Below are 25,966 nucleotides of genomic sequence, written 5' to 3'. Positions count from 1 at the left end.
GGGCTTTTCTCACAGTTCGCGGGGCCGGGGCTACTCGATGGCTGCTGCGAATTGGGAGTCGTAGAGGGACCTGTATGCGCCGTCGGCTTCGAGCAGCTCGGCGTGGCTGCCCTGCTCCACGATCTGGCCCGCCTCCATCACCAGGATCAGGTCGGCGTCGCGGATGGTCGACAGTCGGTGCGCGATCACGAAGCTGGTGCGATCGGCGCGGAGTGCCTTCATGGCGTGCTGCACGAGCACCTCGGTGCGGGTGTCGACGGAGCTGGTGGCCTCGTCGAGGATCAGCACGCTGGGCCGGGCCAGGAACGCCCGCGCGATGGTGAGCAGCTGCTTCTCCCCGGCGCTGACGTTGCCACCCTCGTCATCGAGCACGGTGTCGTAGCCGTCCGGCAGCGAGTGCACGAACCTGTCCACGTAGGTGGCCGTCGCGGCCTCGAGGATCTGCTCCTCTGTGGCGTCCGGCCGGCCGTAGGCGATGTTGTCGCGGATGCTGCCGCCGAACAGCCAGGTGTCCTGCAGCACCATGCCCATCCGGCCGCGCAGGTCGTTGCGGGTCATCCCGGCGATATCCACACCGTCCAGGGTGATCCGGCCCCCGTCGAGCTCGTAGAAGCGCATCATCAGGTTCACCAGGGTGGTCTTGCCGGCGCCGGTCGGGCCCACGATCGCCACGGTCTGGCCGGGTTCGGCCACCAGGTTCAGGCCCTGGATGAGCGGCTTGTCGGCGCTGTAGCTGAACGACACGTCCTCGAACACCAGTCTCCCGCGGGTCTCCGCGGGCGTCTCGGCCGGGTCGGCGTCCGGGGTCTGCTCGTCGGCATCCAGCAGCTCGAAGACCCGCTCGGCGCTGGCGACGCCGGACTGCAGCAGGTTGGCCATCGAGCCCAGCTGCGCCAGCGGCTGGGTGAACTGCCGGGAGTACTGGATGAAGGCCTGCACGTCACCGAGCTGCATGGCCCCCGACGCCACCTGTAGGCCACCGACGACGGCGATGGCCACGTAGACCAGGTTGCCGATGAAGGTCATGGCGGGCATGATCATGCCGCTGACGAACTGGGCGCCGAAGCTGGCCTCGTAGAGTTCGTCGTTCTTCGCGGCGAAGCGCTGCTCCACCTCCTTCTGCCGGCCGAAGACCTTGACCAGGGCGTGCCCGGAGAAGGTCTCCTCGATCTGGCCGTTGAGCTCCCCGGTGTGGGCCCACTGCGCCACGAAGAGCCTCTGCGACCGCTTGGCGATCAGCACCGTGGTGACCAGGGTCAGCGGCACGGTGACCAGCGCGATCACGGCGAGCAGCGGCGAGAGAAGCAGCATCATCACGATCACGCCGATGACGGTGAGCAGCGACGTGACCACCTGGCTGAGCGACTGTTGCAGGCTCTGCGAGATGTTGTCGACGTCGTTGGTCACCCGGCTGAGCAGCTCACCGCGCTTGACGGTGTCGAAGTAGCCCAACGGCAGCCGGTTGATCTTGGCCTCGATTTCCTCGCGCAGCCTGAACACCGTGCGCTGCACGACGGCGTTGAGCACCAGCGCCTGCAGCCAGCTGAACACCGACGCGAGGATGTAGAGCGCCAGCACCCAGAACAACACGGCAGACAGGGCCGCGAAGTCGATGCCGAGGCCGGGGGTGAGGGTCATGGCGCTGAGCATGTCGGCCTGCGTGGTGTCGCCGGATGCCCGCAGTCCGGCGATCACCTCGGCCTGAGTGGCCCCGGCCGGCAGGGCCTTGCTCACGACGCCGGAGAAGATCAGGTTGGTGCCCTCGCCGAGCAGTCGGGGGCCGATCACCGAGAATGTGACGCTGATCACGGCGAGCACCAGCACCAGCACCAGCCACACCCGCTCGGGGCGGAGCGTGCCGATCAGGCGTTTGGCGCTCGGCCCGAAGTTCATCGCCTTCTCGGCCGGCATGTTCATGCCGCCGAACGGGCCGCCGCCCCGCGGTGGGCGTGCCGGTACCTTGTCGTCGGCGGTTTCGGTGTCGCTCATGAGGTGGCCTCCGCTGCCAGCTGGGATGCCGCAATTTCCTGGTAGGTCGACGAGGTCGCCAGCAGCTGTTCGTGGGTGCCGCTCGCGACGATGCGGCCGTCTTCGACGACGAGGATCTGGTCGGCGTCGAGGATCGTGGACACCCGCTGGGCCACGATGATCATGGTGGCGTCGGCGACGTCCGCGGCCAGGGCCGCCCGCAGCCGGGCATCCGTGGCGAGGTCGAGCGCCGAGAATGAGTCATCGAAGATGTATAGCTCCGGCCGTTTCACCAACGCCCGGGCGATTGCGAGGCGTTGCCGCTGCCCGCCGGAAACGTTGGTGCCGCCCTGGGCGATGGCGGCGTCGAGGCCACCGGCGAGCCGTTCGACGAAGTCGCGGGCCTGCGCGGTCTCCAGCGCCTGCCAGATCTCGGCCTCGGTGGCATCCGGCTTGCCGTAGAGCAGGTTGCTGCGCACGGTGCCGGAGAACAGGTAGGGCTTCTGCGGAACCAGGCCGATGTGGCCCCAGAGCAGGTCGGGGTTCAGCTCGCGCACGTCGACACCGCCGAACAGCACGGTGCCGCTGGTGGCATCGAACAGGCGCGGCAGCAGGTTGACCAGGGTGGTCTTGCCCGAACCTGTGCTGCCGATGATGGCGGTGGTGAACCCGGGTCTGGCCACGAAGCTGATGTCGCTGAGCACGGGCTGTTCGGCGCCGGGGTAGGCGAAGCTCACGCCCCGAAGCTCCAGCTCGCCGTGCCCGTGCGTCTGGTTCACGGGGTTCTTTGGCGGACGCACGCTGGAGGCGGTGTCGAGCACCTCGCCGATCCGGTCGGCCGACACTGTGGCGCGGGGAATCATCACGGCCATGAAGGTCGCCATCATCACGGCCATCAGGATCTGCATCAGGTAGCTGAGGAACGCGATCAGGGTGCCCACCTGCATCGATCCGTCTTCGATGCGGAACGCGCCGAACCAAATCACGGCGACGCTGGAGACGTTGAGCACCAGCATCACCACGGGGAACATCAGCGCCATCAGCCGGCCGGCCTGCAGGGCGGTGTGGGTGACGTCGGTGTTGGCCTGGCCGAAGCGGCGGGTCTCCACGTCTTCGCGCACGAATGCGCGAATGACCCGGATGCCGGTGAGCTGTTCGCGCAGCACCCGGTTGACGGTGTCGATGCGCACCTGCATCACCCTGAACAGCGGCACCATGCGCACGATGATCAGCCCGACGGCCACGAGCAGCACGGGCACGCTGACGGCGATCAGCCAGGACAGTTCGAGGTCCTGGCGCATCGCCATGATCACCCCGCCGATGCAGAGGATGGGCGCTGAGACCAGCAGGGTGCAGGTGGTGAGCACGAGCATCTGCACCTGTTGCACGTCGTTGGTGGAGCGGGTGATCAGCGAGGGGGCGCCGAATCGGCTGACCTCCTGCTCGGAGAATTCGCCGACCCTGGTGAAGACCGCCCCACGCAGGTCACGGCCGAGGGCCATGGCCGCCTTGGCGCCGAAGTAGACGGCGATGATGGCGCAGATGATCTGGCCGAGGGTGATCATCAGCATGATCCCGCCGACGCGGAGGATGTAGCCGGTGTCGCCGGTGGCCACGCCCTCGTCGATGATGTCGGCGTTCAACGATGGCAGGTAGAGCGACGCGATCGACTGCGCCAGCTGGAAGACGACGACGGCCACCAGCAGGCGCCAGTGCGGCCGGAGGTAGCGAACGAGCAGGGTCCAGAGCATCAGGCGAAGAGGGCGGAGATGTAGGCGACGTCTTCAGCCGTGGGCCGCCAGGTGGTGGCGGCCTCGGCGTTCTGCACGATCTGCTCCGGCTTGGTGGCGCCGGCGATCACGCTGGTGAGACCGGGCTGGGCCAGGAGCCAGGCCAGGGTCGCGGCCAGCATGCTCACGCCGCGGTCGTCGCAGAACTGCTGGTAACGCTCGATGGTGTCCCAGGGGGCGTCGTCGAGCAGGTGCCGGCGGATGGTCATGATGCGGCTGTCCGCCGGGCCGCCCTCACGACTGAACTTGCCGGTGAACAGCCCGTTGTAGAGCGGAAAGAACGGCAGGAAGCCCAGGCCGTAGGCGTTCACGGCGGGCAGGACCTCGTCTTCGGCGTCGCGCACGAGCAGGCTGTACTCGTTCTGTGCCGAGATGAAGGCCGGGTGATGGTTGATCCTGGCGGTGAATTCGGCTTCGGCGATCTGCCAGCCGGCCAGGTTGGAGTGGCCGATGTAGCGGATCTTGCCCTCACGGATGAGGTCGTCCAGGGTCTCGAGGGTCTCCTCGATGGGGGTGTTGGCGTCGGGCCGGTGCAGTTGGTACAGGTCGATCCAGTCGGTCTGCAGCCGGGTGAGCGACGCTTCGACGGCCAGACGGATGTAGCGGCGGGAGCCGCGGGCGTCCCAGTCGGGGCCGTTCGCGCCGGCCATGTCCATGCCGAACTTGGTGGCGAGCACGATCTGGTCGCGCTTGCCGCGCAGGGCGTTGCCCATCAGGGTTTCGCTGAGTCCGCGTTCCGCGCCGTAAATGTCCGCGGTGTCGAACAGGGTCACACCGGTGTCGATGGCCGCATCGATCACCAGGGAGGTACCCGCCTGGGTCTCGGTGCTGGTGCCGTTACGGCCGAAGTTATTGCAGCCCAGACCGATCGTCGAGACGACGAGGCCGGAGTTGCCGAGAGTGCGATAGTCGATCTGAGCCATTGCTACAGACTATTCCTGTGCGGCGATGATGTGACCACCTACGGCCCCTCCTCCACAGGCCCCTGACCGGCCGGATATTCCCCTGTCCGAAAACCGCCGGAACCGTTCGGGACCGCCGACTACAGTCACACTATGACCAGCGCAGCCCCCACTCCCCCGAACCTGATCCGCGTGCAGAGTCCCCTCGGCGACCTCGAGCTCACGGGCGATGACACCGAGGTCTGGTCCCTGGCCATCGTCAGGGACGGCCACCTCCCCCTGGAAGGCCTGCCGGAGGCTCCCAACGCGCTGCTTGGACGCGCCGCCGCCGAACTCGGCGAGTACTTCGCCGGCGCGAGGGTCACCTTCGATGTGCCGGTGCGGTTGAACCGCGGCACCGAGTTCCAGCAGAGCGTCTGGCGGGGTCTGGCCGCCATCCCCTTCGGCGATCATCTTTCCTACGGTGAGCTGGGCCGTTCGATCGGCAGGAGCGGCGCCGGCCGGGCGATCGGCGGCGCCGTCGGCGCGAACCCGGCGCCGATCCTGGTGGGCTGCCATCGGGTGCTCGCCTCTAACGGGCGCATCACCGGTTTCAGCGCCGGCGAGGGCATCCCCACCAAACAGTGGCTGTTGCGGCACGAGGGCATCGAGTACGTCGGATGACAACCGAGGAAACCGTGATTCCGCGGCCATCCGTCGTCGTCGGTGACGACGGAGTCGCCCGGTGCGGCTGGGCCGCGAACGACGCCGAGTACCGGCGCTACCACGACGAGGAGTGGGGCCGGCCGCTGCGCGATGAGCAGCGCCTGTTCGAGAAGCTGTGCCTGGAGGGATTCCAGGCGGGGCTGTCCTGGATCACGATCCTCCGGCGCCGGCCGGCGTTTCGGGCCGCGTTCGCCGGTTTCGACGTCGATGCCGTCGCCGCGTTCACCGAGGCGGATGTGGAGCGGCTGCTCACCGATGAGCGCATCATCCGGCACCGGGGCAAGATCACCGCCACCATCGACAACGCCCGAACCACCCTGGCCCTGGGCGAGAGCCTGACCGAGCTGATCTGGAGCTTCGCGCCGGCACCGCGGAGCACGCCGCTCACTGATCTGGCCGAGGTGCCGGCGATCACGCCGGAGTCCACCGCGCTCAGCACGACACTCAGAGCCCGCGGCTACAGGTTCGTGGGCCCGACCACCATGTACGCGCTGATGCAGTCGAGCGGGCTCGTGAACGACCACGTTCTCGGCTGCCACCTGGCGCCGGCGCCGGCCTAGGCGGATTCTCGCGGGCCGAGCAGCCCCAGGGCACTGACGGCGGCGCGCTCCGCCTGCAGTTCGGCCACCGAGGTGTTGATCCGCGCGCGGGAGAAGTCGTCAACAGCCAGCCCCGGCTCGATCGCCCAACGGCCGCCCAGGGAGCGCACGGGGTAGGACGACACCAGGCCGGCCGGCACGCCGTATGACCCGTCGGAGAACACTCCGGCGCTGGTCCAGTCGTGACCGGTGCCGTTCACCCAGTCGTAGACATGGTCGACCGTGGCGCTGGCGGCAGACCCCATCGAGGACGCTCCGCGCACGGCGATGATCTCGGCGCCGCGGTTGGCCACCCGCGGGATGAACTCGTTCACCAGCCAGGCCTCGTCGACGAGCTCCCGCACCGGGCGTCCGTCGATGGTGGCGTGGGACACGTCGGGGTACTGCAGAGCCGAGTGGTTGCCCCAGATAGCCACGCCCCTCACCGAGGTGACCGGCACCGACAGGTGCGCCGCGAGCTGGGCGACCGCGCGGTTGTGGTCGAGCCTGGTCAGGGCGGTGAAACGGTCGGCGGGTACATCCGGCGCGTGGCTGGCCGTGACCAGCGCATTGGTGTTGGCCGGGTTGCCCACCACGACCACCCTGATGTCGTCGGCGGCGCCGGCGTTGATGGCGGCGCCCTGCGGGCCGAAGATGCGGGCGTTGCCCTCGAGCAGGTCCGCACGCTGCTGGCCGGGTCCGCGGGGCCGCGAGCCCACGAGGATGGCCACGTTGGCGCCGTCGAAGGCCTGCACCGGGTCATCCGTCACGAGCACCTCACGCAGCAGCGGGAAGGCGCTGTCCTGCAGTTCGAAGGCGCTGCCCTCCGCGGCCCGGAGACCGCTGGGGATCTCGAGCAGGCGGAGCGCGACGGGAACGTCAGGTCCGAGCAATTGGCCCGAGGCGATGCGGAACATCAGCGCATAGCCGATGTTGCCTCCGGCGCCGGTGACGGTGACGTTTACTCGTTGTCTCTGCACGAATTCATACTAGAGGTGACCGGCGACGACGAGTTCGAGTTCGCCGACAGCGCCGGGCCGCAGGGCGAATCCGGCCGTCGGCGCCCAGGCGAGGAGCGCGTCGACGGTGTCGAAGGCCTGGCCGTGCTGCAGCAGCGCCCTGGTGAAGTCGCCCTTGGCCTTTTTGTTGAAGTGGTTGAGGGCGCGGGTGCGACCGTCGGCGCTCTCGGTCACCACCCGCAGGTAGAACCGCCGCGGATGCCCCGCCGCAGGTCCCAGCGACACGTACCCTTCCGAGCGCAGGTCGAGCAGCAGCCCGCCCGAACCATCGGACGCGGTGGCCTCGAGCGCCGCGGACACGTCGGCAGCCCAGTGCTTCTTGAGGGGCAGGCCCGGCAGCCGGGAGTCGTGCGAGAGCCTGTAGGCGGGTACGAGGTCGAGCCCCCCGACGGGTCCGAGCAGCGCGGAGTGCACCAGCAGGTGCCTGCCTGCGAAGTCGCGGGCCGCCGGCGACAGGGTGTCGGCGGCCAACGCGTCATAGAGCACCCCGGTGTACCTGTCGATGACCGGGGTCGTCGGGGAGGACAGCAGGGCGGCGTTGCGGTCGATCTCGGCGAGTTGGGTGCGGCCGAGCTTGAGGGCGCGCACGGTGGCGTCCTGATCGGCGGCCAGCGCGGCCAGGGCGGTAGTGAGCACGTGGCGGCGACCGGTCAGCGCCGGGAAGGCCAGGGAGTCAATCGCCAGGGGCATGCAAACGCCGCCGGAGCGTTTCGTCTCCGACGGCGGTAGCAATACAAACACGAGGATCCTAAATCAGGCGGCGCCTAAACGAGTGCGGCCCGGCGGGCGACAATGGAGATGATGTCGTTGTCCACGGACAGGAACCCGTCGTCAGCCTCGGCGACGACCTTGGTTCCGTCCAGCAGCGTGATGCGAACCTCGCCGCTGGACAGGATGGCCAGCAACGGCTCGTGGCCGACAAGAATACCGATCTCGCCTTCCACCGTGCGCGCGACAACCATGGACGCCTCGCCGGACCAGACCTGCTGGTCCGCCGAGACGAGAGTCACGGTGAGCGAAGCCGAAGCCATGCTTAGCCGTTCTCCTTCTGGATCTGAGCCCACTTCTCTTCGACGTCGTTGATGCCACCGACGTTGAAGAATGCCTGCTCCGACACGTGGTCGAAGTCACCGTTGGCGATGGCCGTGAACGACTCGATGGTGTCCTTGAGCGACACCGTCGAACCCTCGACGCCCGTGAACTTCTTCGCCATGTAGGTGTTCTGCGACAGGAACTGCTGGATGCGCCGGGCGCGGGCCACGGTCACCTTGTCCTCTTCAGAGAGCTCGTCAACACCGAGGATCGCGATGATCTCCTGGAGTTCCTTGTTCTTCTGCAGGATCGCCTTGACGCGAACGGCCGTGTTGTAGTGGTCGGCGCCCAAGTAGCGGGGGTCGAGGATACGGCTGGACGAGGTGAGCGGGTCGACGGCCGGGTACAGGCCCTTCGACGCGATCTCACGCGACAGCTCTGTGGTGGCGTCGAGGTGCGCGAACGTGGTCGCCGGAGCCGGGTCGGTGTAGTCATCGGCAGGCACGTAAATGGCCTGCAGCGAGGTGATCGAGTGGCCACGGGTCGACGTGATGCGCTCCTGCAGGATGCCCATCTCGTCGGCCAGGTTCGGCTGGTAACCCACGGCGGACGGCATGCGGCCCAGCAGGGTCGACACCTCGGATCCGGCCTGGGTGAAGCGGAAGATGTTGTCGATGAAGAGCAACACGTCCTGCTTGGCGACGTCACGGAAGTACTCGGCCATGGTCAGCGCGGAGAGCGCGACACGCAGACGCGTTCCCGGCGGCTCGTCCATCTGGCCGAACACGAGGGCGGTCTTGTCGAAGACGCCCGCCTCTTCCATTTCGCCGATGAGGTCGTTGCCCTCACGGGTACGCTCGCCGACACCGGCGAACACCGACACACCACCGTGGTCCTGCGCAACGCGCTGAATCATTTCCTGGATCAGGACGGTCTTGCCGACACCGGCACCACCGAAGAGGCCGATCTTTCCACCGAGCACGTACGGCGTGAGCAGGTCGATGACCTTGATGCCGGTCTCGAACAGCTGGGTCTTGGACTCCAGCTGGTCGAAGGGCGGCGGCTTGCGGTGGATGGGCCAGCGCTCGGTGATCTCGATCTTCTCACCGGGCTTGGCGTTGAGGACCTCGCCGATGACGTTGAAGACGCGGCCCTTGGTGACGTTGCCGACCGGAACCATGATGGGCGAGCCGGTGTCGCGGACCTCCTGGCCGCGGACGAGGCCGTCGGTCGGGTTCAGGGCGATGGCGCGAACCAGGTCGTCACCGAGGTGCAGGGCGACCTCGAGGGTGATCTCGGTCGACTCGTCGCCGATGACGATGGTCGTCTTGAGCGCGTTGTACATGCCAGGGATCGAGTCGTGCGGGAACTCGATGTCCACGACGGGGCCCGTGACGCGTGCGATGCGGCCCACAGCGCCGGCTGTGCCCTCTTCGAGGACTGGCGCGATTGCGGTGTCAGTCATTGCTCTCTCTTCTCTGGATTAGTTCTTGGCGGATGAGAGCGCGTCGGCTCCACCCACGATCTCGGAAATCTGCTGCGTGATCTCGGTCTGGCGCGCATTGTTCGACAGCCGGGTGAAGTCCTTGATGAGCTTGTCGGCATTGTCGCTGGCCGACTTCATCGCCTTCTGGCGGCTGGCGTGCTCCGAGGCCGCGGACTGCAACATGGCGTTGAAGATGCGGCTTTCGATGTAGACCGGCAGCAGGGCGTCGAGCACGGTCTCGGGGTCCGGTTCGAATTCGTAGAGCGGCAGCGTGGCGGGCACGTCGCCGGCTTCACCCTCGACGACCTCCAGGGGCAGAAGGCGCACAACCTGGGGAACCTGGGTGACCATGCTCACGAAGCGGTTGTAGACGATGTGGATCTCGTCGACGCCACCGTCATCGGCTTCGCGCAGGAAGGCCGACAGAAGTGCGTCGCCGATTTCCTGGGCGGTGTCGAACTCGGGACGGTCGGTTCCGCCGGTCCACGACTGCTCGGACACACGACGGCGGAAGCTGAAGTACGCCAGGGCCTTGCGGCCGACGAGGTAATAGACGACGTCCTTGCCCTGGTTGCGCAGCAGTTCACTGAGCTGTTCAGCCTCACGCAGTACCTGCGAGCTGAACGCGCCCGCGAGTCCACGGTCCGAGGCGAAGATGACGACCGCGGCACGGTTGATGACCTCGGGTTCGGTCGTCAGCACGTGCTCGACGTTCGAGTAGGTGGCGACGGCCGACACCGCCTGCGTGATCGCACGCGAATACGGGGTGGAAGCCGCGACTCGCGCCTGCGCCTTCTGGATGCGCGAAGCGGAGATCAACTCCATGGCCCGAGTGATCTTCTTGGTCGTCTGGGCAGACTTGATCTTCTGCCGGTAGACCCGAAGTTGCGCTCCCATGTGTCTCCTGTGCTTGCTTAGATATCGTGTCGATGAGTGTCAAGTACCCGGTCCGAGCCGCCTGCGGCGGCTCGGACCGGATGCGCGGTCAGCGCTTGTGCTTGACGATCTTTTCCTGGTTGACGTCTTCTGCCTTGGTTGCGACGAACTCTTCACGGCCGACGGAAGCCAGGGGCTTGCCCTCACCGGTCTGGAATTCGCGCTTGAAGGTGTCAACCGCGGTGGTCAGTTCGGCGACGGTGTCGTCGCTGAGCACGTTGGTGTCGCGGAGCGTCGTGAGGATGCCGGTGGTGCGACCGAGGAAGTCGAGCAGTTCGCGTTCGAAACGCAGGATGTCCTCGAGGGGAACCTCGTCCAGCTTGCCGTTCGTGCCGGCCCAGATCGAAACGACCTGGTCTTCCACGGGGTACGGCGAGTACTGCGGCTGCTTGAGCAGCTCGGTGAGACGGGCGCCACGAGCAAGCTGGCGACGGCTGGCCGGGTCGAGGTCAGATGCGAACATCGAGAACGCTTCGAGAGAACGGTACTGGGCCAGTTCGAGCTTGAGGGTACCGGAGACCTTCTTGATCGACTTGACCTGGGCGTCGCCACCAACACGCGAAACCGAGATTCCCACGTCGACCGCGGGGCGCTGGTTGGCGTTGAAGAGGTCGGACTGCAGGAAGATCTGGCCGTCGGTGATCGAGATCACGTTGGTCGGGATGTAGGCGGCAACGTCGTTGGCCTTGGTCTCGATGATCGGCAGGCCGGTCATCGATCCGGCACCGAGCTCGTCGGAGAGCTTGGCACAACGCTCGAGCAGACGGGAGTGCAGGTAGAACACGTCGCCGGGGTACGCTTCGCGTCCCGGCGGGCGACGCAGCAGCAGCGACACCGCACGGTAGGCCTCGGCCTGCTTGGACAGGTCGTCGAAGATGATGAGAACGTGCTTGCCGGCGTACATCCAGTGCTGGCCGATGGCCGAGCCGGTGTACGGCGCGAGGTACTTGAAGCCGGCCGGGTCGGACGCGGGAGCCGCGACGATGGTCGTGTACTCCATCGCTCCGGCATCCTCGAGCGCACCCTTCACCGAAGCGATGGTGGAGCCCTTCTGGCCGATGGCGACGTAGATGCAGCGAACCTGCTTGTTGGAGTCGCCGGACTCCCAGTTGGCCTTCTGGTTGATGATGGTGTCCACCGCGATGGCGGTCTTGCCGGTCTGGCGGTCACCGATGATCAGCTGGCGCTGGCCACGGCCGATCGGGATCATCGCGTCGATGGCCTTGATGCCGGTCTGCATCGGCTCGTGCACGCTCTTGCGGTGCATGACGCCGGGAGCCTGCAGCTCGAGGGCGCGGCGACCGTCCGTGGCGATCTCACCGAGACCGTCGATCGGGGCGCCGAGCGGGTCGACGACACGGCCGAGGTAACCGTCGCCGACGGGAACGGAGAGGACCTCGCCGGTGCGGTACACCTCCATGCCTTCGACGATGCCGGCGAACTCGCCGAGGACGACAACACCGATCTCGTCTTCGTCGAGGTTCAGCGCAAGGCCGAGGGTGCCGTCCGCGAACTTGATGAGCTCGTTGGCCATCACGCCGGGGAGACCCTGCACGTGGGCGATGCCATCGCCCGCGGTGGTGACGTAGCCGACCTCGGTCGTTGCGGCCTTGTTCGGCTCATAGGACTTGACGAAGTCCTGGAGAGCGTCACGGATCTCATCGGGGCTGATCGTTAGTTCTGCCATCATCTTCCCTTTTCTGTACAGCAGTACAGGCTTTGTCTTTTCGACACGTTACCGTCTCGAGATATGTGTGTTCTGGCAACCCGAAGGTTAGCCAGCAAGCTGCAGTCTCAAGTCCTTGAGACGGGTGGAGACGCTGCCGTCAATGACGTCATCGCCGATCTGTACCTTGAGGCCACCGATGACGGATGCGTCGATGACCTGGTTGAGGGCGACGTTGCGTCCGTACCGGGCCGAGAGCGTCGCGGCGAGGCGGTCCAACTGCCCCTGCTGCAGCGCTGCCGCCACGGTGACCGTCGCAAGGATGCTGTCGGCCTGATCGGCGACGATGGTGGCCGCATCCGTGAGAAGCTCGCCGATACGGCGGCCGCGAGGCTGCTGCACCAGGTGGCGAACGATGACGAGGGTCTGGGGCGACACCTTGTCGGCGAGGAGCGCCTGGATGAGTCCGACCTTGGCTGAGGACTTACCCAGCTTGCTGGTCAGGGCCAACTCGAGTTCGGCATCCGAGGACACCGCCGCACCGAACTGGAACAGTTCGGATCGGATCGACACGTTCGGCTCGGCCGAATCCGCCGTCACCCGCAACGCAAGCTCTTCGAGCGCGGCCAGCAGATCCTGGTGGCTCGACCAGCGGCCGACAGCCACACTCAGCAGCAATTCGAGAGCGGCGGGCGTGACGGTGGCACCGAAGACCGCACGAACGAGCGCGATCTTGTGTGACTCCTCCGCAGACGAATCGCCGAGAGCGGCGAGAAGCTGAGACGACTCACCGATGACCCGGCCGGCGTCGAACAGGTTCTCACCCGTCGCCAGATCAGCCCACTCGGCGTGGGCGGCGAGTGCCGCCCGCGACGTGGCCAAGGCTTCTCTGGTGGCGCTTCCCATGTGTCTTAGTTCTTTCCGGCCGAAGGGGCCGTGTTCTCGGTGGCTTCGATGTCAGCGAGGAACCGCTCGACCATGGCGCTTGCACGCGCATCGTCGTTCAGGCTCTCCCCGATCACGCCGGAGGCGAGGTCGATGGCGAGGGATCCGACTTCACTGCGCAGCGACTGGACAGCGGACTGACGCTCGGCCTCAATCTGTGCCTTCGCGGTTGCCGTGATGCGGTTGGCCTCTGACGTGGCCTGTTCCCGCAGCTCGGCGAGAATGCGCTGACCGTCGGCGCGTGCCTGCTCGCGGATCTGGCCGGCTTCGACGCGGGCAACGGCCAGCTGGGCGGTGTACTGCTCGAGAGCAGCTTCGGCCTTGCGCTGGGCGTCGTCTGCCTTGGCGATGTTCCCTTCGATGGCCTCCGCACGGTCGTCAAGGATCTGACGGAAACGCGGGATCGCGAAGCGTACAAAGAAGACCATGACAACCAGGAGGACGACAAGCGACCAGGTGATGTCGTAGATGGCAGGAAGAAACGGGTTGGTTTCCGCTTCCGCTGCGAGAACAAGCTCAGGCATTGTGGTAATCCCTAGACGAAGATGAAGAATACGGCAACACCGATGAACGCGAGGAGCTCGGTGAACGCGATGCCGAGGAACATGGTGACCTGGAGACGGCCGGCGAGCTCGGGCTGGCGAGCCATGGCTTCAACGGTCTTTCCGGCGACGATACCGATGCCGATACCGGGGCCGATCGCGGCAAGGCCGTAACCGACGGTCGCGATGTTGCCGGTGATCTCGGCGAGGATGGTGGGTTCCACTAGGTGTTTCCTTTCAATCGAAAAACGACGTCGGTCGACGTAGCCAGTTCAGTTGTGTCAGTGCTCTTCAGCCACGGCTTGTTGCACGTACACGGCGGTCAGAAGGGTGAAGATGTACGCCTGGAGGATGTAGACGGCGAATTCAACAAAGGTGAAGATGAACCCGAACGCGAGCGTTCCAACGCCGAAGAGTCCGACCCATCCACCGGCAGTGAAGAAGAAGAAGTTCGTGGCACTGAAGCACAGCACGAGCAGCAGGTGCCCGACCATCATATTGAGTAGGAGTCGCAGGGCCAGCGAGAGCGGCCGGACGATGAAGATGTTGATGAACTCGATCGGCGCGAGCAGGATGTAGATCGGCCACGGCACACCGGCGGGGAAGAGCGAGTTCTTGAAGAACTTGCCCGGGCCCAACGCCTTGATGCCGGCGTAGATGAACACGACGTAGGCGACGAGGCCGAGCAGCAGCGGCATCGCGATGATCGATGTTCCCGAGATGTTCATGAACGGCACCACACCGGTGATGTTCATCGCCAGGATGCCGAAGAACAGCCCGGCCAGGAGGGGCAGGTAACGCCGGCCCATGTCCTTGCCCAGGATCTGGTCTGCGATCTGCACCTGGACGAAGCCGAGGGCGAGCTCCGCGATGCTCTGGTTGCGACCTGGGACCCGGGTGGGCTTGCGCAGTGCGAACCAGAACAGGAACAGCATGAGCGCGATGGCCAGCAGTCGAACCAGGATGATGCGGTTGATCTCGAAGGGCGTGTCTGCGAAGAACAGCGCGGGGAGGCCCAGGAATTCGCCAATCCCCGGAGCGTGGAATTCGCCCTCCTCGGATGCCATGGGAATCAGCAAGTACGCAGCGTTAGACAACAGCGCTATCTCCTGTTTCTGTGCGGACGCACATAGGCGACAGTGGGGGAATTCGGTCTACGGCTCGGGGGCGCACACTGCCACCTGAGAGTGTTTTCACTTTACCAACAATCGCTCTTGGGGACTAATCGACGTGACCGGTGCGCGGTCAGCGCGCGGTCTCATCCGGTGCGCTCGGAAGCATGACATTGCTCGCGTAGCCCAGGCGTGATTTGAAGACCACGATCACGTCGATGAGCATGGTGCCGACGGCCCCGGCGATCACCGTGAGGAAGAGCACCATGGTCTGCACGAAGGGGGCATCGCGCAGCAGGGCCAGGATGACGATGAAGACGACGATCTTCAGCAGCCAGGCACCCATGACGATTCCGAAGAACGCCGCGATGTCGAACCTCATCGCCCCGATGATGCTGGCGGCGGTGATGGACGCGAACAGAACAGCCAGCGCGGTGCCGATGAGGGCGCTGATGAGGCCCTCCGTTCCGGCGAACAGGTAGCCGAGGCCGCCGCCGATCACGGCGATCGCGATGGCCAGTAGTCCGGTGTACTTGAGGACCTCGGTGAGGATCTTCTTGGCATCCACCGGCGTCGTCCTGGTCGGTGTGGCTGGCGCGCCTGCGGAGTCGGGGGAATCGGGTGCGGGGGTCATACGGGCTCCTTGGCGTCAGACGCTTCGTCGAGGGGATCAAGCCGGGCAATGGTGGGGACGCCGATGGCGCCGGTCGCCGGGGCGAGCTGGCTGGCGGCCTCGATGGCCTTGCGGCGGCTCAGCGGGGCGAGGGTGACAACCGTGCAGATAACCAGGGCGCTCACCAGGAAGACGGTGGCCCACCAGGTGGGCAGACCGAAGAACACCGGGAGCAGGTAGTAGAGCAGGCAGCCCACCGATGCGGCTGCGGTCCAGGCGTAGAAGATCAGCACGGCGTGCAAGTGCGAGTGCCCCATGTCCAGGAGCCGGTGGTGCAGGTGCTTGCGGTCGGCGCTGAACGGCGACTTTCCGGCGCGAACCCGCCTGAACACCGCCAGGCCGAAGTCGAGCAGCGGGATGATGAGGATCGCCACCGGCAGGATCAGCGGGATGAAGGCCGGGAACAGCTGGGACCGGTTGACGGCCGTTGGGTCGACCTGGCCGGTGATCGCGATGGCCGAGGTGGCCATCAGCAGCCCGACGAGGAGGGCGCCGGCGTCGCCCATGAACATCTTGGCGGGGCGCCAGTTCACCGGCAGGAACCCCACGCAGGCGCCGACCAGGATCGCGGCGATCAGGGAGGCGAGGTTGAAGTAGTTGGTGGGCGAGGTGTCGCGCACCAGCAGGTAGCTGTAGATGAAGAACACACCGTTGGCGATGAGCGCGACCCCGGCGACCAGCCCGTCGAGCCCGTCGATGAAGTTGATCATGTTCATCACGATGACGATGGCCATGACCGTGATCACGATCGACATCCAGGACGATCCGACGGTGAGTCCGCCGATCGGCAGGGAGAAGACCTGCACGCCCTGCCAGGCCACCAGGCCGGCGGCGATGAACTGGCCAAGCAGCTTGGTCATCCAGTCGAGATCCCAGATGTCGTCCGCGACACCGAGCAGCACGATGAGCAGGGCCGCGCCGAGGATGGCCATGATCTGGTGCGGGTCGGCGAAGATCAACCGAAGCGGCGCGAACTGGGAAGCCACCAGGTAGGACACCCCGAAGGCGACCAGGATGCCCAGGAACATGGCGATGCCGCCCAGCCGCGGGGTGGGCCGGGTGTGCACATCACGTTCACGGATCTTGGGGTACAGCCGGTACTTGTGGGTGAGCTTGAGCACCACGATCGACATGACGAAAGTCACGACCGCCGACACCACAGCCAACAGGAAGAAAAGGGTCATTACACGTCCACTGGGGCGAGAGCGTCGCCGATGACGGCCTCGATCGCGGCCCGGGAGATCACACCGTTCCGCACGATGACCAACTTGCCGCCGTTGGTGGCGAAGCCGGTGGCATCCACGATTGTGGAGGAGGTGTCGCCGGCGCGGTCGCCGATCGGCTCGTAGTCCTGTCCCGCGACTCCCCCGTCGAGGTAGACGGCGACACTGATGCCGAGCATCTCTTCTGCGCCGATGACGTCGATGGCCGAGGGCAGGCCGCTGGTGTTGGCGCTCGAGACGGCGAGTGGGCCGGTCTCGGCCAGCAGGTCCAGGGCCACCTGGTTGCGGGGCATCCGCAGGGCGACGGTGCCTTGGGTCTCACCCAGGTCCCAGACCAGGGAGGACTGCGCGGTGAGCACCACGGTGAGACCGCCGGGCCAGAACTCGGCGACCAGGGCGCGCACGGGCTCTGGCACGTCCTGGGCGAGGGCGTCGAGGGTGGGGATGCCCGGGATGAGCACCGGCGGGGGCGACTGGCGGCCCCGGCCCTTGGCGTCGAGCAGTTTTTGCACGGCCTCGGGGTTGAATGCGTCTGCGGCGAGGCCGTAGACGGTGTCGGTGGGGATGACGACGAGCGCACCGCGGCCGATCGCCGAGCGTGCCAGTCTCATGCCCGTCGAGCGTTCCTCATCGACCGAGCAGTCATAGATACGTGTCATCGGGCACGATTCTAGTGCAGCCAGCCTGTGAGGGTCCGGGCTCGGGGCCCGCGAACCATGAGTTAAGCCCCAGTTTTGGCGCGTTTTGGGGGCTTTTCTCTCAGTTCGCGGGGGCAGGGAGGTGTTTTTCCATCACGATCTTCGTGGGCGCGTACGCCAGGGATGCGTAGAGGGCCCGGGCCGTGGCATTGCGCGCGAAGACGTTCAGGGTGAGCTTGGCCGCACCGTGCCTGGCGGCTTCGGTCTCGGCCAGCTGCATCGCCAGGCGGCCGTGTCCACGGCCCCGAAACTGCTCGAAGACTACGACGTCCAGGATCCACCAGTTGGTGGGGTCATCCGCCGGCCCTGCAGAAAGCCAGATCACGCCAACCTGCTCGCCCGCCACCGTGATGGCGTAGACGTGCTGACCGGCGGCGGGCACTCCACCCGGGAATTCGCGCCGGGAGGATTCGTTGGCCTTGTTCTCGGCCGCAGCCCGGCTGAGCCCGCCTGCCTCCAGGTCGTTGACGTAGTCGGCGGTGCTCGAGAGTAGCCAGCCCGCGAGTTGCTCCTTACCGAGGAGCGCGAGTTCGCCCGTCGTGTGCACGCTCACGGGCGCAGGGCCGTGGTGCTGCGGTCTCGGGTGGTGAGGTCGCGGTGGGTAGCGGTGGCCCGCCAGCCGTCGGCGTCGAGGAGGGCACGGATCTCGGCGCCCTGCAGTTCGCCGTGCTCGATCACGAGCACTCCCCCGGCGCGCAGCAGGCGCAGGCCCGTCTGGGACACCAGGCGCACGATGTCGAGGCCGTCCGGCCCGCCGAAGAGGGCGTGGGCCGGGTCGAACAGCCGCACCTCGGGGTCGCGGGGGATGGCGTCGGCCGGGATGTAGGGCGGGTTGGACACCACCACGGAGACGGTGCCGTTCAACTCGGTGAAGGCGCCCGCGAGGTCGGCGAAGACCAGGGTGGCGTTCTCGGCGGCCACCTCGGTGAAGTTGCGGCTGGTCCACGGAAACGCGTCGGCCGAGTTCTCGCAGGCATAGACGCGGGCGTGCGGCACCTCGGTGGCCAGGGCCAGGGCGATGGCGCCGCTGCCGGTGCCCAGGTCCACCCCGATCGGCTCGGGGTCGGCCATCGAACGCAGGGCGTCGATGGCCAGCTGGGCGACCCCCTCTGTTTCGGGGCGCGGCACGAAGACCCCTGGTCCCACGTTGAGTTCGAGACCGCGGAACGGCGCCCGACCGGTGATGTGCTGCAGGGGTTCGCGCTTCTCACGCCGCTGAACGAGGGCGACGATGGCTGCCGCATCGGTGTCGCTGAGGACGGTGCCCATAATGGCGCCGGCCTGAACCTGCCCGCGGCTCTGACCGAGGACGTGACCGATCAATAGGTCGGCGTCAATCTCGGCGCCTTCGATTCCCGCTCCGGTCAGGGCCGAGGTGGCGAAGGCCCGCATCCGCTCGATCGTCGTTGGAATATCGGACAGGGAGCCGGAGTTGCTAGGGGAAGGCGTCACAAACTGGAATCTTACGCAACTCCGGGGCACCCACTGGGTATCGTCGGGGCTCTAGGCTGAACGAGGCGCGCCAGAGCACGGCTTTCGTTACGGCACCACCCACCTGCGGAGCATCCGCACCAGTCGGCTCCAGGAGAGCCCCAGGAAAGGTCTACCGATGTCCGCACGGATTTACTCAGACATTACCGAAACTGTCGGCGGCACCCCGCTGGTGAAGCTCAACCGCCTGCCCGGCACCTCCACTGCGACGGTGCTCGCGAAGCTCGAGTTCTACAACCCGTCCAGCAGCGTCAAGGACCGCATCGGCATCGCCATCGTCGACGCCGCCGAAGCCTCCGGTGAGCTCAAGCCCGGCGGCACCATCGTGGAGGGCACCAGCGGCAACACCGGCATCGCCCTGGCCATGGTCGGCGCCGCCCGCGGCTATTCGGTCATCCTGGCGATGCCGGAGACCATGAGCAAGGAGCGCAAGATCCTGCTGCGCGCCTACGGCGCCGAGCTTGTGCTCACGCCCGGCTCAGAGGGCATGCGCGGCGCGGTGGAGAAGGCCAAGGAAATCGTCGCGGCCACCCCCGGCGCCATTTGGGCCCGTCAGTTCGACAACCCGGCGAACCCGGCCATCCACAAGGCCACCACCGGGGTGGAGATCTGGGACGACACCGACGGCGCCGTGGACCTGCTCGTGGCGGGAATCGGAACCGGCGGCACCATTACCGGCGCCGGCCAGCTACTCAAGGAGCGGAAGCCGTCCGTCCGCGTGATCGGTGTAGAGCCCAAGGACTCCCCTATCCTCACCGGCGGCGCCCCCGGCCCGCACAAGATCCAGGGCATCGGCGCCAACTTCGTGCCGAGCGTCCTCGACACCCACGTCTACGACGAGGTCACCGATGTGACCCTCGCCGACTCCGTCGCCACGGCCCGCGCCCTGGCCACCGAAGAGGGCATCCTCGCCGGAATCTCGGGAGGCGCCGCAGTGTGGGCCGCTCTGGAGCAGGCCAAGCTGCCCGAGAACGCCGGCAAGACCATCGTCGTGATCGTGCCCGGTTTCGGCGAGCGGTACATCAGCACAGTCCTGTACGAAGACCTCGTCGACTAGGCACCATCCGCTGCTCGATCGACTACAGACAGGTGCCCGGCATGGGAGTGTTCGCACGCGTTCGCGAGGATATCGCGATGGCGCAGAGGCACGACCCTGCCGCGCACAGCAAGGCGGAGGTCGTGCTCGCTTACAGCGGCGTGCACGCCGTGTGGGCCTACCGGATCACACATCGGCTGTGGCTGGCAGGCCTGCGCCTGCCGGCCCGGCTGTTGTCGCAGTTCACCAGGTTCCTCACCGGCGTGGAGATCCACCCCGGGGCGACCATCGGCCGGCGACTGTTCATCGACCACGGCATGGGCGTCGTGATCGGTGAGACCGCCGTGGTCGGGGACGACGTGATGCTGTACCACGGGGTCACCCTGGGCGGGAAGAGCCGGCACGGGGTTGTTGTCGGTGCCCGGCGGCACCCCCATCTGCACGACGGGGTCACCGTGGGCGCAGGCGCCAAGATCCTCGGCCCCATCACGCTGGGCGAATGGAGCACCGTGGGTGCCAACGCCGTCGTCACCAAGGACGCCCCGGCCCGGTCGATCCTGCTCGGAATCCCCGCGCGCGCGCAGCACGGCTCCGCCGAGGAAATCAAGGCAGCGCGGGGCCTGCTCAAATCCGGCAACTGAACCCGGCTCGCCGAGGTTTTCTGCGAACACGGGCGTCACCGCGGACGTTCACCCGCAGATTCTTCGACCTCGGCAATCCGGTGTAACACCGGCCTGAATTCGTTTGGTTGTTGGCAGAATAGTTGTCATGACAACCTCAGCCGCCGCACCGACGCTCCCGATCCTTGACTTGTCCCGCCTCGACGCCGGAGCGGAGGAAGCCGAGGCCTTCCGCGCCCAGTTGCGCGAAGTCACCCACGAGTACGGGTTCTTCTACCTCACCGGGCATGGTGTGCCGGCCGATCTCATCGAACGGGTGATGACCACCTCACGGGCTTTCTTCAACCTGCCCGAGGACGACAAGATGGCCATTGAGAACCTGCAGAGCCCCCACTTCCGCGGCTACACCCGGGTGGGCGGCGAACTCACCCAGGGCAAGGTGGACTGGCGCGAGCAGATCGACATCGGACCGGAGCGCCCCGCCCTGGAGCTCACCCCGGACAGCGCCGACTATCTCCGCCTGGAGGGCCCCAACCAGTGGCCGGTGAACCTGCCCGCGCTGGAAGAGGTCATGACCTCCTGGCGTGAGGAGCTCAACGCCGTGGCGCTGCGCCTGATGCAGGCCTGGGCCCTCTCCCTCGGAGCCGACGAGCACGTCTTCGACGAGGCGTTCGCGGTGAAGCCGTCCACGCTGATCAAGATCGTGCGTTACCCCGGCAAGTCAGACCCCACCCCGCGGCAGGGCGTAGGCGCCCACAAGGACTCCGGCGTGCTGACGCTGCTGTTCGTCGAGCCGGGCAAGGGCGGGCTGCAGGTGGAGAAAGACGGCGAGTGGATCGACGCTCCCCCGCTCGACGGCGCCTTCGTGGTGAACATCGGCGAGCTGCTCGAGGTCGCAACCGACGGTTACCTCAAGGCGACGGTGCACAGGGTGATCTCGCCGCTGATCGGCGACGACCGCATCTCGATCCCGTTCTTCTACAGCCCGGCGCTGGATGCCACCATCCCGGTGCTCACCCTGCCGGAGGAACTGCACGCCCCCGGCATCACCGTGGACCCGGAGAACCCGATCTTCACCACCTACGGCGAGAACTCGTTGAAGAGCCGGATGCGCGCGCACCCGGACGTCGCGGCCATCCACCACGCCGACCTGCTCAAGTAGGCAGCGGTCAGCGCAGGTCCTTCGCGAACCAGTGTTCGGCGTAGGGTTCGGTGTTGAACGGAACGACCTCCGCGTAGCCGGCTCTGGCATACAGGCGCCGGGCCTCGATGAGGTCTGTGCGCACCGTGAGCCGAAGTTGGGTGAGGCCGGCATCCACCGCCAGCTCGCTCAGATGATCGAGGAGCGCGGCCCCGGTGCCGGTCCCCCGCGCCTGTGCGGCCACGTAGACGCGAGTCAGCTCGCCGATGCCGGCGCCGACGAACCGCACACCGCCGCACGCGACCGGGACGCGGTCCAGCATCCCGAGCACGAGCAGACCGGTGCCGCCCTGCAGGTCGTGGCTCGGCTCATCCGCCATCGCGGACTCGACCTCAGCGGGCAGCGCGAGCCGCCCCCAATAACGGCCGACGATGTCCTCATAGTAGGCCCACAACATGGCGGCGGCAGCGGCTGAACCCGGGTCGGTAGTGACAAAGGTCGGCCCAGGCATGATTGAGATCCTAGCGCTCCCCGACCGCACCGCTTTCTTAGGGCGGCGGGCCACCAAAAAAGGGCGCCCCGGCCGAAGCAGGGGCGCCCTTTCTGGTGCAGCAGGTGTTAGTCGTGATCGCCGATCTCGGCGAGGCGCGTGGCCTCGTCCGCGGTGATGCACGAGTCGATAACGGCATCCAGGGCGCCGTTCATCACGGTGTCCAGGTTGTATGCCTTGTACCCGGTGCGGTGATCCGCGATGCGGTTCTCCGGGAAGTTGTACGTGCGGATGCGCTCTGACCGGTCCATGGTGCGGATCTGGCCCTTGCGCACCAGCGAGGCGGCCTCGTCGATCTCTTCCTGCTGCCGGGCGAGGACGCGGGCGCGGAGGACCCGCATACCCGCTTCCTTGTTCTGCAGCTGGCTCTTCTCGTTCTGCATGGCAACCACGATCCCGGTGGGAAGGTGGGTGATCCGTACGGCGGAGTCGGTGGTGTTCACCGATTGGCCGCCGGGGCCGCTGGAACGATAGACGTCGATCTTGAGGTCGTTGGGGTGCAGCTCGACCTCTTCGGGCTCATCGACCTCGGGGAAGACGAGAACGCCCGCCGCCGAGGTGTGGATGCGTCCCTGCGACTCGGTGGCCGGCACCCTCTGAACGCGGTGCACGCCACCCTCGTACTTCAGGTGCGCCCAGACACCCTCGGCGGGGTCAGCCGAATTGCCCTTGATGGCCAACTGGATGTCTTTGATTCCGCCGAGGTCGCTGGTGGTCTGCTCGATGATCTCGGTTTTCCAACGCTTGGACTCCGCGTAGTGCAGGTACATGCGTAGGAGATCGGCGGCGAACAGCGCGGATTCCGCACCGCCCTCCCCCATCTTGATCTCCATGATCACGTCGCGGGCGTCCAGCGGGTCACGCGGGATCAGCAGGCGACGCAGCTTCTCGGCTGCCTCCTCCAGCTGGTCGGTGAGACCGGGGATCTCGTCGGCGAACGATTCATCCTCGTCGGCGAGTTCCCGAGCGGCCTCGAGATTGTCGCCAATCTCTTTCCACTCGTTCCACGCCGCGATGATGCGGCTGAGCTCGGCGTAACGACGGTTGACCTTTTTGGAACGGGCCGGATTCGCGTGCAATTCCGGGTCCGCCAGCTGGGACTGCAGTTCGTCGTGCTCAGCCTGCAGAGTCAGGACAGACTCGAACATCAGTGATCCTTGTCTGACCCGTTCGGGGTCGGCATCGACTTCTGAACCTGCATCAGGAACTCGACGTTGGACGAGGTCTCCTTCAGCCGGCCCAGGATGACCTCGAGAGCCTGCTGCTGTTCGAGTCCGGCCAGCGCACGGCGCAGCTTCCAGGTGATCTTGACCTCATCGGCGCTCATCAGCATTTCTTCGCGGCGGGTGCCGGATGCGTTGACGTCGACGGCCGGGAAGATCCGCTTGTCGGCCAGGTGGCGCGACAGGCGCAGCTCCATGTTGCCGGTGCCCTTGAACTCCTCGAAGATGACCTCGTCCATCTTGGACCCGGTCTCCACCAGTGCGGAGGCGAGGATGGTGAGCGAGCCACCGTTCTCGATGTTGCGGGCAGCGCCGAAGAAACGCTTGGGCGGGTACAGCGCGGATGCGTCGACACCGCCGGAGAGGATCCGGCCGCTCGGCGGGGCCGTCAGGTTGTAGGCACGGCCCAGACGGGTGATCGAGTCGAGCAGCACGACAACGTCGTGACCCAGCTCGACGAGACGCTTGGCGCGCTCGATGGCCAGTTCGGCGACCGTGGTGTGGTCCTCGGCGGGACGGTCGAAGGTGGAGGCGATGACCTCACCCTTCACCGTGCGCTGCATGTCGGTGACCTCTTCGGGGCGCTCGTCGACCAGGACGACCATGAGGTGGACCTCGGGGTTGTTCGTGGCGATGGCGTTGGCGATCTGCTGCATGACGATGGTCTTGCCGGCCTTGGGCGGCGCGACGATCAGGCCGCGCTGGCCCTTACCGATCGGGGCGACGAGGTCGATGATGCGCTGGGTCAGCTTGCCCGGCTCGGTCTCGAGGCGCAGTCGCTCCTGCGGGTAGAGCGGGGTGAGCTTCTGGAACTCGACGCGGCTGGCGGCTTCCTCGACGGTCAGGCCGTTGATGGAGTCGACCTTGACGATCGCGTTGTACTTCTGGCGACCGTTCTGGTCACCCTCGTGCGGCTGACGGATCGAGCCGACGACGGCGTCGCCCTTGCGCAGGTTGTACTTCTTGACCTGGCCGAGCGAGACGTAGACGTCGCTGGCACCCGGCAGGTAGCCGGAGGTGCGCACGAAGGCGTAGTTGTCGAGCACGTCGAGGATGCCGGCGACCGGGATGAGCACGTCATCGTCGGTCAGCTCGGGCTCGAAGTCGTCGTTGGCGGTGGCGCCGCGACGCTTGCGGTCACGGAAACGGCTGCGGTTGTTGCGACCGTTCAGCTCGTCCTCCGGGCCGGAGTTGCGGTCCAGGCCCTGGTTGCGGTCCTGGCCCTGGCGTTCCTGCTGGGCGCGATCGCTCTGCTGGCGGTCGCCCTGGCGGTCCTGCTGCTGGCGATCCTGCTGCTGGCGGTCCTGGCCGCGGTTGCCGGCCTGGCGCTGGTTCTGCTGGCGGTCGTCGCCACGCTCGGCACCACGGTCATCCGACGTCTGCGGGGCACGGTCACCCTGGGCACGGTCAGCCTGGCCACGGTCGCCCTGGTTGCGGTCGCCCTGCTGGTTGCGGTCGCCGCCGCGGCTGCGGTTGCGGCTGCGTCCCTGGCGGGGCTGCTCGGCCTGCTCGTCGGACTGCTCGGTGGAGCTGCTGTCGGACTGCTCGGCCGGTTCGACCTGCTCAGCCGGTTCAACCTGCTCGGTCGGTTCGGCCTGCTCAGGCTGCTCGGCGCGTGCACCGCGCTGGTTGCGCTGGCGTCCGCCACGCTCGGAGCGTTCGGCACGCACGACGCCCTCCGGACGCTGGATGCGCGACTCGGTGCTCTCGGCGGAGTCGGCCGAGTCGGTCGCGGCCGGTGCGGCTTCGAGTTCTTCAGGAGCCTCGTAGCCGTCTTCGGCGTTCTGGGCGTCGATCATGCTGCGCGCATCGAAGGCGTTGCGGGCGGTGGCGGCGCTGTTGTTGTTGTTGTTGCGGTTGTTGCCGCCGTTGCGTCCGCCGTTGCGCGATTCGTTGCGGTTTTCGTTCCGCGATTCGTTGCGGTTCTCGTTGCGACCGTTGCCGCGACGGTTGCGGCCGGAACCGGCCTGCGTCTCGGTGGCGGGCTCTGCGGCCGGGGCGGCGACGGCTGCGGTGGTCTCGGCGACCGGAGCAGCGGCCTCGGCGGCGTTCGCGGTTGCGACGGCCTCGGCGATGGCGGCCTCGGTGATGGTGGCGGTGCTGGCGCGCTTGCGGGCCTGGCGGACCGGCTTCTCCACGACGGGTGCGTCGGCGACGATGTTGTCGGTGGCACCGGCGTAGGTGGTGGGGGCCGTGGTCTTGCGGGTCTTCGCGGTCTCCGGGACGATCAGGCCGAGGCCCAGATCTCCGTCGGCGTTGACGTGGGCGACGGCGGGAGCCGACGTGGCGGTGCTCACCCGGCGGGAGACCCGCTTCTTGGGCGCGGTCTCGGCGGGGGCGTCGGTGACGACAGCGGCGGCCTCTACCGGGGCAGCCTGCGCGGGTACGTCAGTGACGGCGGTGTCGATGACGGCGGCGTCGGTAGCTGCAGCCGACTCGGTCGTGTGGGACTGGTTCGCGGTGATTGCGTCCACGAGCTCTCCTTTACGAAGTTTGGATGCGCCCTGGATACCCAGTTCGCCCGCCAGAGCCTGAAGCTCGGCGACGCGAAGGGTGGTCAGGCGTGAGATGTCCACGCCGTTGGCGTGGAGGTTGACGTTGGTCACGAAGTTTTATCCTTCCCCCTGGCT

At 66.8% G+C, this 25,966-nt stretch carries 26 protein-coding genes; 5 read left to right on the top strand and 21 right to left on the bottom strand.

The annotated features are described in order from the left end of the window. Window positions 1–30 precede the first annotated feature (30 nt). Genes B7495_RS04150 through B7495_RS04140 form a run of 3 tightly spaced genes read right to left on the bottom strand, consistent with a single transcriptional unit; the run spans window position 31 to window position 4,681 of the window. A complete protein-coding gene (locus B7495_RS04150) occupies window positions 31–1,989 on the bottom strand; it encodes an ABC transporter ATP-binding protein (RefSeq protein ID WP_088455460.1) in 1,959 nt (652 codons plus the stop codon). After that, window positions 1,986–3,719, bottom strand: a complete 1,734-nt coding sequence (locus tag B7495_RS04145) for an ABC transporter ATP-binding protein (protein ID WP_088455459.1) — start codon at window positions 3,717–3,719, stop codon at window positions 1,986–1,988. Before B7495_RS04145 ends, B7495_RS04150 begins: the two co-directional genes overlap by 4 nt. Continuing rightward, window positions 3,719–4,681, bottom strand: a complete 963-nt coding sequence (locus tag B7495_RS04140) for an aldo/keto reductase (protein ID WP_088455458.1) — start codon at window positions 4,679–4,681, stop codon at window positions 3,719–3,721. The genes B7495_RS04145 and B7495_RS04140 overlap by 1 nt, the downstream gene beginning before the upstream one ends. A 132-nt stretch (window positions 4,682–4,813) precedes the next feature. Here B7495_RS04140 and B7495_RS04135 point away from each other — a divergent pair, with 132 nt between their 5' ends. Further along, window positions 4,814–5,323, top strand: coding sequence for a methylated-DNA--[protein]-cysteine S-methyltransferase (locus B7495_RS04135; protein WP_088455457.1), 510 nt, complete (start codon window positions 4,814–4,816; stop codon window positions 5,321–5,323). Further along, window positions 5,320–5,925, top strand: a complete 606-nt coding sequence (locus B7495_RS04130) for a DNA-3-methyladenine glycosylase I (protein WP_088455456.1) — start codon at window positions 5,320–5,322, stop codon at window positions 5,923–5,925. Before B7495_RS04135 ends, B7495_RS04130 begins: the two co-directional genes overlap by 4 nt. On the opposite strand, the gene B7495_RS04125 is transcribed toward B7495_RS04130, so the two are convergent. From B7495_RS04125 to prmC, 15 genes are all read right to left on the bottom strand, one after another. Then, window positions 5,922–6,923 (bottom strand): malate dehydrogenase, encoded by a 1,002-nt coding sequence (locus tag B7495_RS04125; RefSeq protein WP_088455455.1) that lies wholly within the window; start codon window positions 6,921–6,923, stop codon window positions 5,922–5,924. The two genes, B7495_RS04130 and B7495_RS04125, sit on opposite strands and share 4 nt — an antisense overlap. 9 nt (window positions 6,924–6,932) lie before the next feature. Beyond that, window positions 6,933–7,652: a peroxide stress protein YaaA gene (locus tag B7495_RS04120; protein WP_240632391.1), complete on the bottom strand. Its 720-nt coding sequence runs from the start codon at window positions 7,650–7,652 to the stop codon at window positions 6,933–6,935. A gap of 74 nt (window positions 7,653–7,726) precedes the next feature. Beyond that, on the bottom strand, window positions 7,727–7,993 hold the full coding sequence (locus B7495_RS04115; protein WP_088455453.1) for a F0F1 ATP synthase subunit epsilon: 267 nt from the start codon (window positions 7,991–7,993) through the stop codon (window positions 7,727–7,729). Window positions 7,994–7,995: 2 nt separating this feature from the next. Continuing rightward, window positions 7,996–9,459 carry a F0F1 ATP synthase subunit beta gene (gene atpD / locus B7495_RS04110; protein WP_088455452.1) on the bottom strand — a complete coding sequence of 488 codons (1,464 nt, stop codon included), beginning with the start codon at window positions 9,457–9,459 and terminating at the stop codon, window positions 7,996–7,998. 18 nt (window positions 9,460–9,477) lie between these two features. After that, a complete protein-coding gene (locus tag B7495_RS04105; protein WP_088455451.1) occupies window positions 9,478–10,377 on the bottom strand; it encodes a F0F1 ATP synthase subunit gamma in 900 nt (299 codons plus the stop codon). Window positions 10,378–10,465: 88 nt separating this feature from the next. Then, complete coding sequence (gene atpA, locus B7495_RS04100) at window positions 10,466–12,103, bottom strand: F0F1 ATP synthase subunit alpha (protein WP_088457895.1); 1,638 nt, start codon at window positions 12,101–12,103, stop codon at window positions 10,466–10,468. An 87-nt stretch (window positions 12,104–12,190) separates the two neighbouring features. Beyond that, window positions 12,191–12,988, bottom strand: a complete 798-nt coding sequence (locus B7495_RS04095; RefSeq protein WP_088455450.1) for a F0F1 ATP synthase subunit delta — start codon at window positions 12,986–12,988, stop codon at window positions 12,191–12,193. A 5-nt stretch (window positions 12,989–12,993) separates the two neighbouring features. After that, the gene (locus tag B7495_RS04090; RefSeq protein ID WP_088455449.1) at window positions 12,994–13,551 is read right to left on the bottom strand and encodes a F0F1 ATP synthase subunit B; all 558 of its coding nucleotides are present in this window, start codon (window positions 13,549–13,551) and stop codon (window positions 12,994–12,996) included. A gap of 11 nt (window positions 13,552–13,562) precedes the next feature. Beyond that, window positions 13,563–13,793: an ATP synthase F0 subunit C gene (atpE, locus tag B7495_RS04085; RefSeq protein WP_088455448.1), complete on the bottom strand. Its 231-nt coding sequence runs from the start codon at window positions 13,791–13,793 to the stop codon at window positions 13,563–13,565. Between the two features lie 57 nt (window positions 13,794–13,850). Further along, window positions 13,851–14,636, bottom strand: a complete 786-nt coding sequence (atpB, locus tag B7495_RS04080; protein ID WP_088455447.1) for a F0F1 ATP synthase subunit A — start codon at window positions 14,634–14,636, stop codon at window positions 13,851–13,853. Window positions 14,637–14,814: 178 nt separating this feature from the next. Further along, the gene (locus tag B7495_RS04075) at window positions 14,815–15,315 is read right to left on the bottom strand and encodes a hypothetical protein (protein ID WP_088455446.1); all 501 of its coding nucleotides are present in this window, start codon (window positions 15,313–15,315) and stop codon (window positions 14,815–14,817) included. Next, the gene (locus tag B7495_RS04070; protein ID WP_088455445.1) at window positions 15,312–16,538 is read right to left on the bottom strand and encodes an MraY family glycosyltransferase; all 1,227 of its coding nucleotides are present in this window, start codon (window positions 16,536–16,538) and stop codon (window positions 15,312–15,314) included. The genes B7495_RS04075 and B7495_RS04070 overlap by 4 nt, the downstream gene beginning before the upstream one ends. After that, the gene (locus B7495_RS04065; RefSeq protein ID WP_088455444.1) at window positions 16,538–17,236 is read right to left on the bottom strand and encodes an L-threonylcarbamoyladenylate synthase; all 699 of its coding nucleotides are present in this window, start codon (window positions 17,234–17,236) and stop codon (window positions 16,538–16,540) included. The genes B7495_RS04070 and B7495_RS04065 overlap by 1 nt, the downstream gene beginning before the upstream one ends. A 100-nt stretch (window positions 17,237–17,336) precedes the next feature. After that, the gene (locus tag B7495_RS04060; RefSeq protein ID WP_168195283.1) at window positions 17,337–17,828 is read right to left on the bottom strand and encodes an N-acetyltransferase; all 492 of its coding nucleotides are present in this window, start codon (window positions 17,826–17,828) and stop codon (window positions 17,337–17,339) included. Next, window positions 17,825–18,667, bottom strand: a complete 843-nt coding sequence (prmC, locus tag B7495_RS04055; protein ID WP_088455443.1) for a peptide chain release factor N(5)-glutamine methyltransferase — start codon at window positions 18,665–18,667, stop codon at window positions 17,825–17,827. The genes B7495_RS04060 and prmC overlap by 4 nt, the downstream gene beginning before the upstream one ends. A gap of 217 nt (window positions 18,668–18,884) precedes the next feature. Between prmC and cysK the strand changes: the two genes are divergently transcribed. The 3 genes from cysK (at window position 18,885) to B7495_RS04040 (ending at window position 21,584) form a co-directional block, all read left to right on the top strand. After that, window positions 18,885–19,823, top strand: a complete 939-nt coding sequence (gene cysK, locus B7495_RS04050; protein WP_088455442.1) for a cysteine synthase A — start codon at window positions 18,885–18,887, stop codon at window positions 19,821–19,823. A gap of 41 nt (window positions 19,824–19,864) precedes the next feature. Further along, window positions 19,865–20,443, top strand: coding sequence for a serine O-acetyltransferase EpsC (gene epsC, locus B7495_RS04045; RefSeq protein ID WP_088455441.1), 579 nt, complete (start codon window positions 19,865–19,867; stop codon window positions 20,441–20,443). A 127-nt stretch (window positions 20,444–20,570) separates the two neighbouring features. Beyond that, the gene (locus B7495_RS04040) at window positions 20,571–21,584 is read left to right on the top strand and encodes an isopenicillin N synthase family oxygenase (RefSeq protein WP_088455440.1); all 1,014 of its coding nucleotides are present in this window, start codon (window positions 20,571–20,573) and stop codon (window positions 21,582–21,584) included. Window positions 21,585–21,591: 7 nt separating this feature from the next. Here B7495_RS04040 and B7495_RS04035 read toward each other — a convergent pair whose 3' ends face one another. The 3 genes from B7495_RS04035 to rho form a co-directional block, all read right to left on the bottom strand. After that, window positions 21,592–22,074 (bottom strand): GNAT family N-acetyltransferase, encoded by a 483-nt coding sequence (locus B7495_RS04035; protein WP_088455439.1) that lies wholly within the window; start codon window positions 22,072–22,074, stop codon window positions 21,592–21,594. 107 nt (window positions 22,075–22,181) lie between these two features. Beyond that, complete coding sequence (prfA, locus tag B7495_RS04030; protein ID WP_088455438.1) at window positions 22,182–23,261, bottom strand: peptide chain release factor 1; 1,080 nt, start codon at window positions 23,259–23,261, stop codon at window positions 22,182–22,184. After that, window positions 23,261–25,912: a transcription termination factor Rho gene (gene rho / locus B7495_RS04025; RefSeq protein WP_370028257.1), complete on the bottom strand. Its 2,652-nt coding sequence runs from the start codon at window positions 25,910–25,912 to the stop codon at window positions 23,261–23,263. The genes prfA and rho overlap by 1 nt, the downstream gene beginning before the upstream one ends. Window positions 25,913–25,966 lie beyond the last annotated feature (54 nt).

The organism is Cryobacterium sp. LW097, from assembly GCF_002205495.2.
Lineage (GTDB): Bacteria > Actinomycetota > Actinomycetes > Actinomycetales > Microbacteriaceae > Cryobacterium > Cryobacterium zongtaii.
Note: the sequence above shows the minus strand (reverse complement) of the source record. Positions and strands in the feature narration are given on the sequence as shown.

Coding starts and splice junctions, on each gene's coding strand:
- B7495_RS04120 (WP_240632391.1), bottom strand. CDS start 7,652: ATGCCCCTGGCGATTGACTCCCTGGCCTTCCCGGCGCTGACCGGTCGC.
- atpB (WP_088455447.1), bottom strand. CDS start 14,636: ATGGCATCCGAGGAGGGCGAATTCCACGCTCCGGGGATTGGCGAATTC.
- B7495_RS04145 (WP_088455459.1), bottom strand. CDS start 3,719: ATGCTCTGGACCCTGCTCGTTCGCTACCTCCGGCCGCACTGGCGCCTG.
- B7495_RS04135 (WP_088455457.1), top strand. CDS start 4,814: ATGACCAGCGCAGCCCCCACTCCCCCGAACCTGATCCGCGTGCAGAGT.
- B7495_RS04040 (WP_088455440.1), top strand. CDS start 20,571: ATGACAACCTCAGCCGCCGCACCGACGCTCCCGATCCTTGACTTGTCC.
- B7495_RS04070 (WP_088455445.1), bottom strand. CDS start 16,538: ATGACCCTTTTCTTCCTGTTGGCTGTGGTGTCGGCGGTCGTGACTTTC.
- B7495_RS04105 (WP_088455451.1), bottom strand. CDS start 10,377: ATGGGAGCGCAACTTCGGGTCTACCGGCAGAAGATCAAGTCTGCCCAG.
- B7495_RS04130 (WP_088455456.1), top strand. CDS start 5,320: ATGACAACCGAGGAAACCGTGATTCCGCGGCCATCCGTCGTCGTCGGT.
- prmC (WP_088455443.1), bottom strand. CDS start 18,667: ATGCGGGCCTTCGCCACCTCGGCCCTGACCGGAGCGGGAATCGAAGGC.
- cysK (WP_088455442.1), top strand. CDS start 18,885: ATGTCCGCACGGATTTACTCAGACATTACCGAAACTGTCGGCGGCACC.
- B7495_RS04065 (WP_088455444.1), bottom strand. CDS start 17,236: ATGACACGTATCTATGACTGCTCGGTCGATGAGGAACGCTCGACGGGC.
- prfA (WP_088455438.1), bottom strand. CDS start 23,261: ATGTTCGAGTCTGTCCTGACTCTGCAGGCTGAGCACGACGAACTGCAG.
- B7495_RS04115 (WP_088455453.1), bottom strand. CDS start 7,993: ATGGCTTCGGCTTCGCTCACCGTGACTCTCGTCTCGGCGGACCAGCAG.
- epsC (WP_088455441.1), top strand. CDS start 19,865: ATGGGAGTGTTCGCACGCGTTCGCGAGGATATCGCGATGGCGCAGAGG.
- atpA (WP_088457895.1), bottom strand. CDS start 12,103: ATGGCAGAACTAACGATCAGCCCCGATGAGATCCGTGACGCTCTCCAG.
- B7495_RS04140 (WP_088455458.1), bottom strand. CDS start 4,681: ATGGCTCAGATCGACTATCGCACTCTCGGCAACTCCGGCCTCGTCGTC.
- B7495_RS04095 (WP_088455450.1), bottom strand. CDS start 12,988: ATGGGAAGCGCCACCAGAGAAGCCTTGGCCACGTCGCGGGCGGCACTC.
- atpD (WP_088455452.1), bottom strand. CDS start 9,459: ATGACTGACACCGCAATCGCGCCAGTCCTCGAAGAGGGCACAGCCGGC.
- B7495_RS04150 (WP_088455460.1), bottom strand. CDS start 1,989: ATGAGCGACACCGAAACCGCCGACGACAAGGTACCGGCACGCCCACCG.
- B7495_RS04075 (WP_088455446.1), bottom strand. CDS start 15,315: ATGACCCCCGCACCCGATTCCCCCGACTCCGCAGGCGCGCCAGCCACA.
- B7495_RS04090 (WP_088455449.1), bottom strand. CDS start 13,551: ATGCCTGAGCTTGTTCTCGCAGCGGAAGCGGAAACCAACCCGTTTCTT.
- B7495_RS04035 (WP_088455439.1), bottom strand. CDS start 22,074: ATGCCTGGGCCGACCTTTGTCACTACCGACCCGGGTTCAGCCGCTGCC.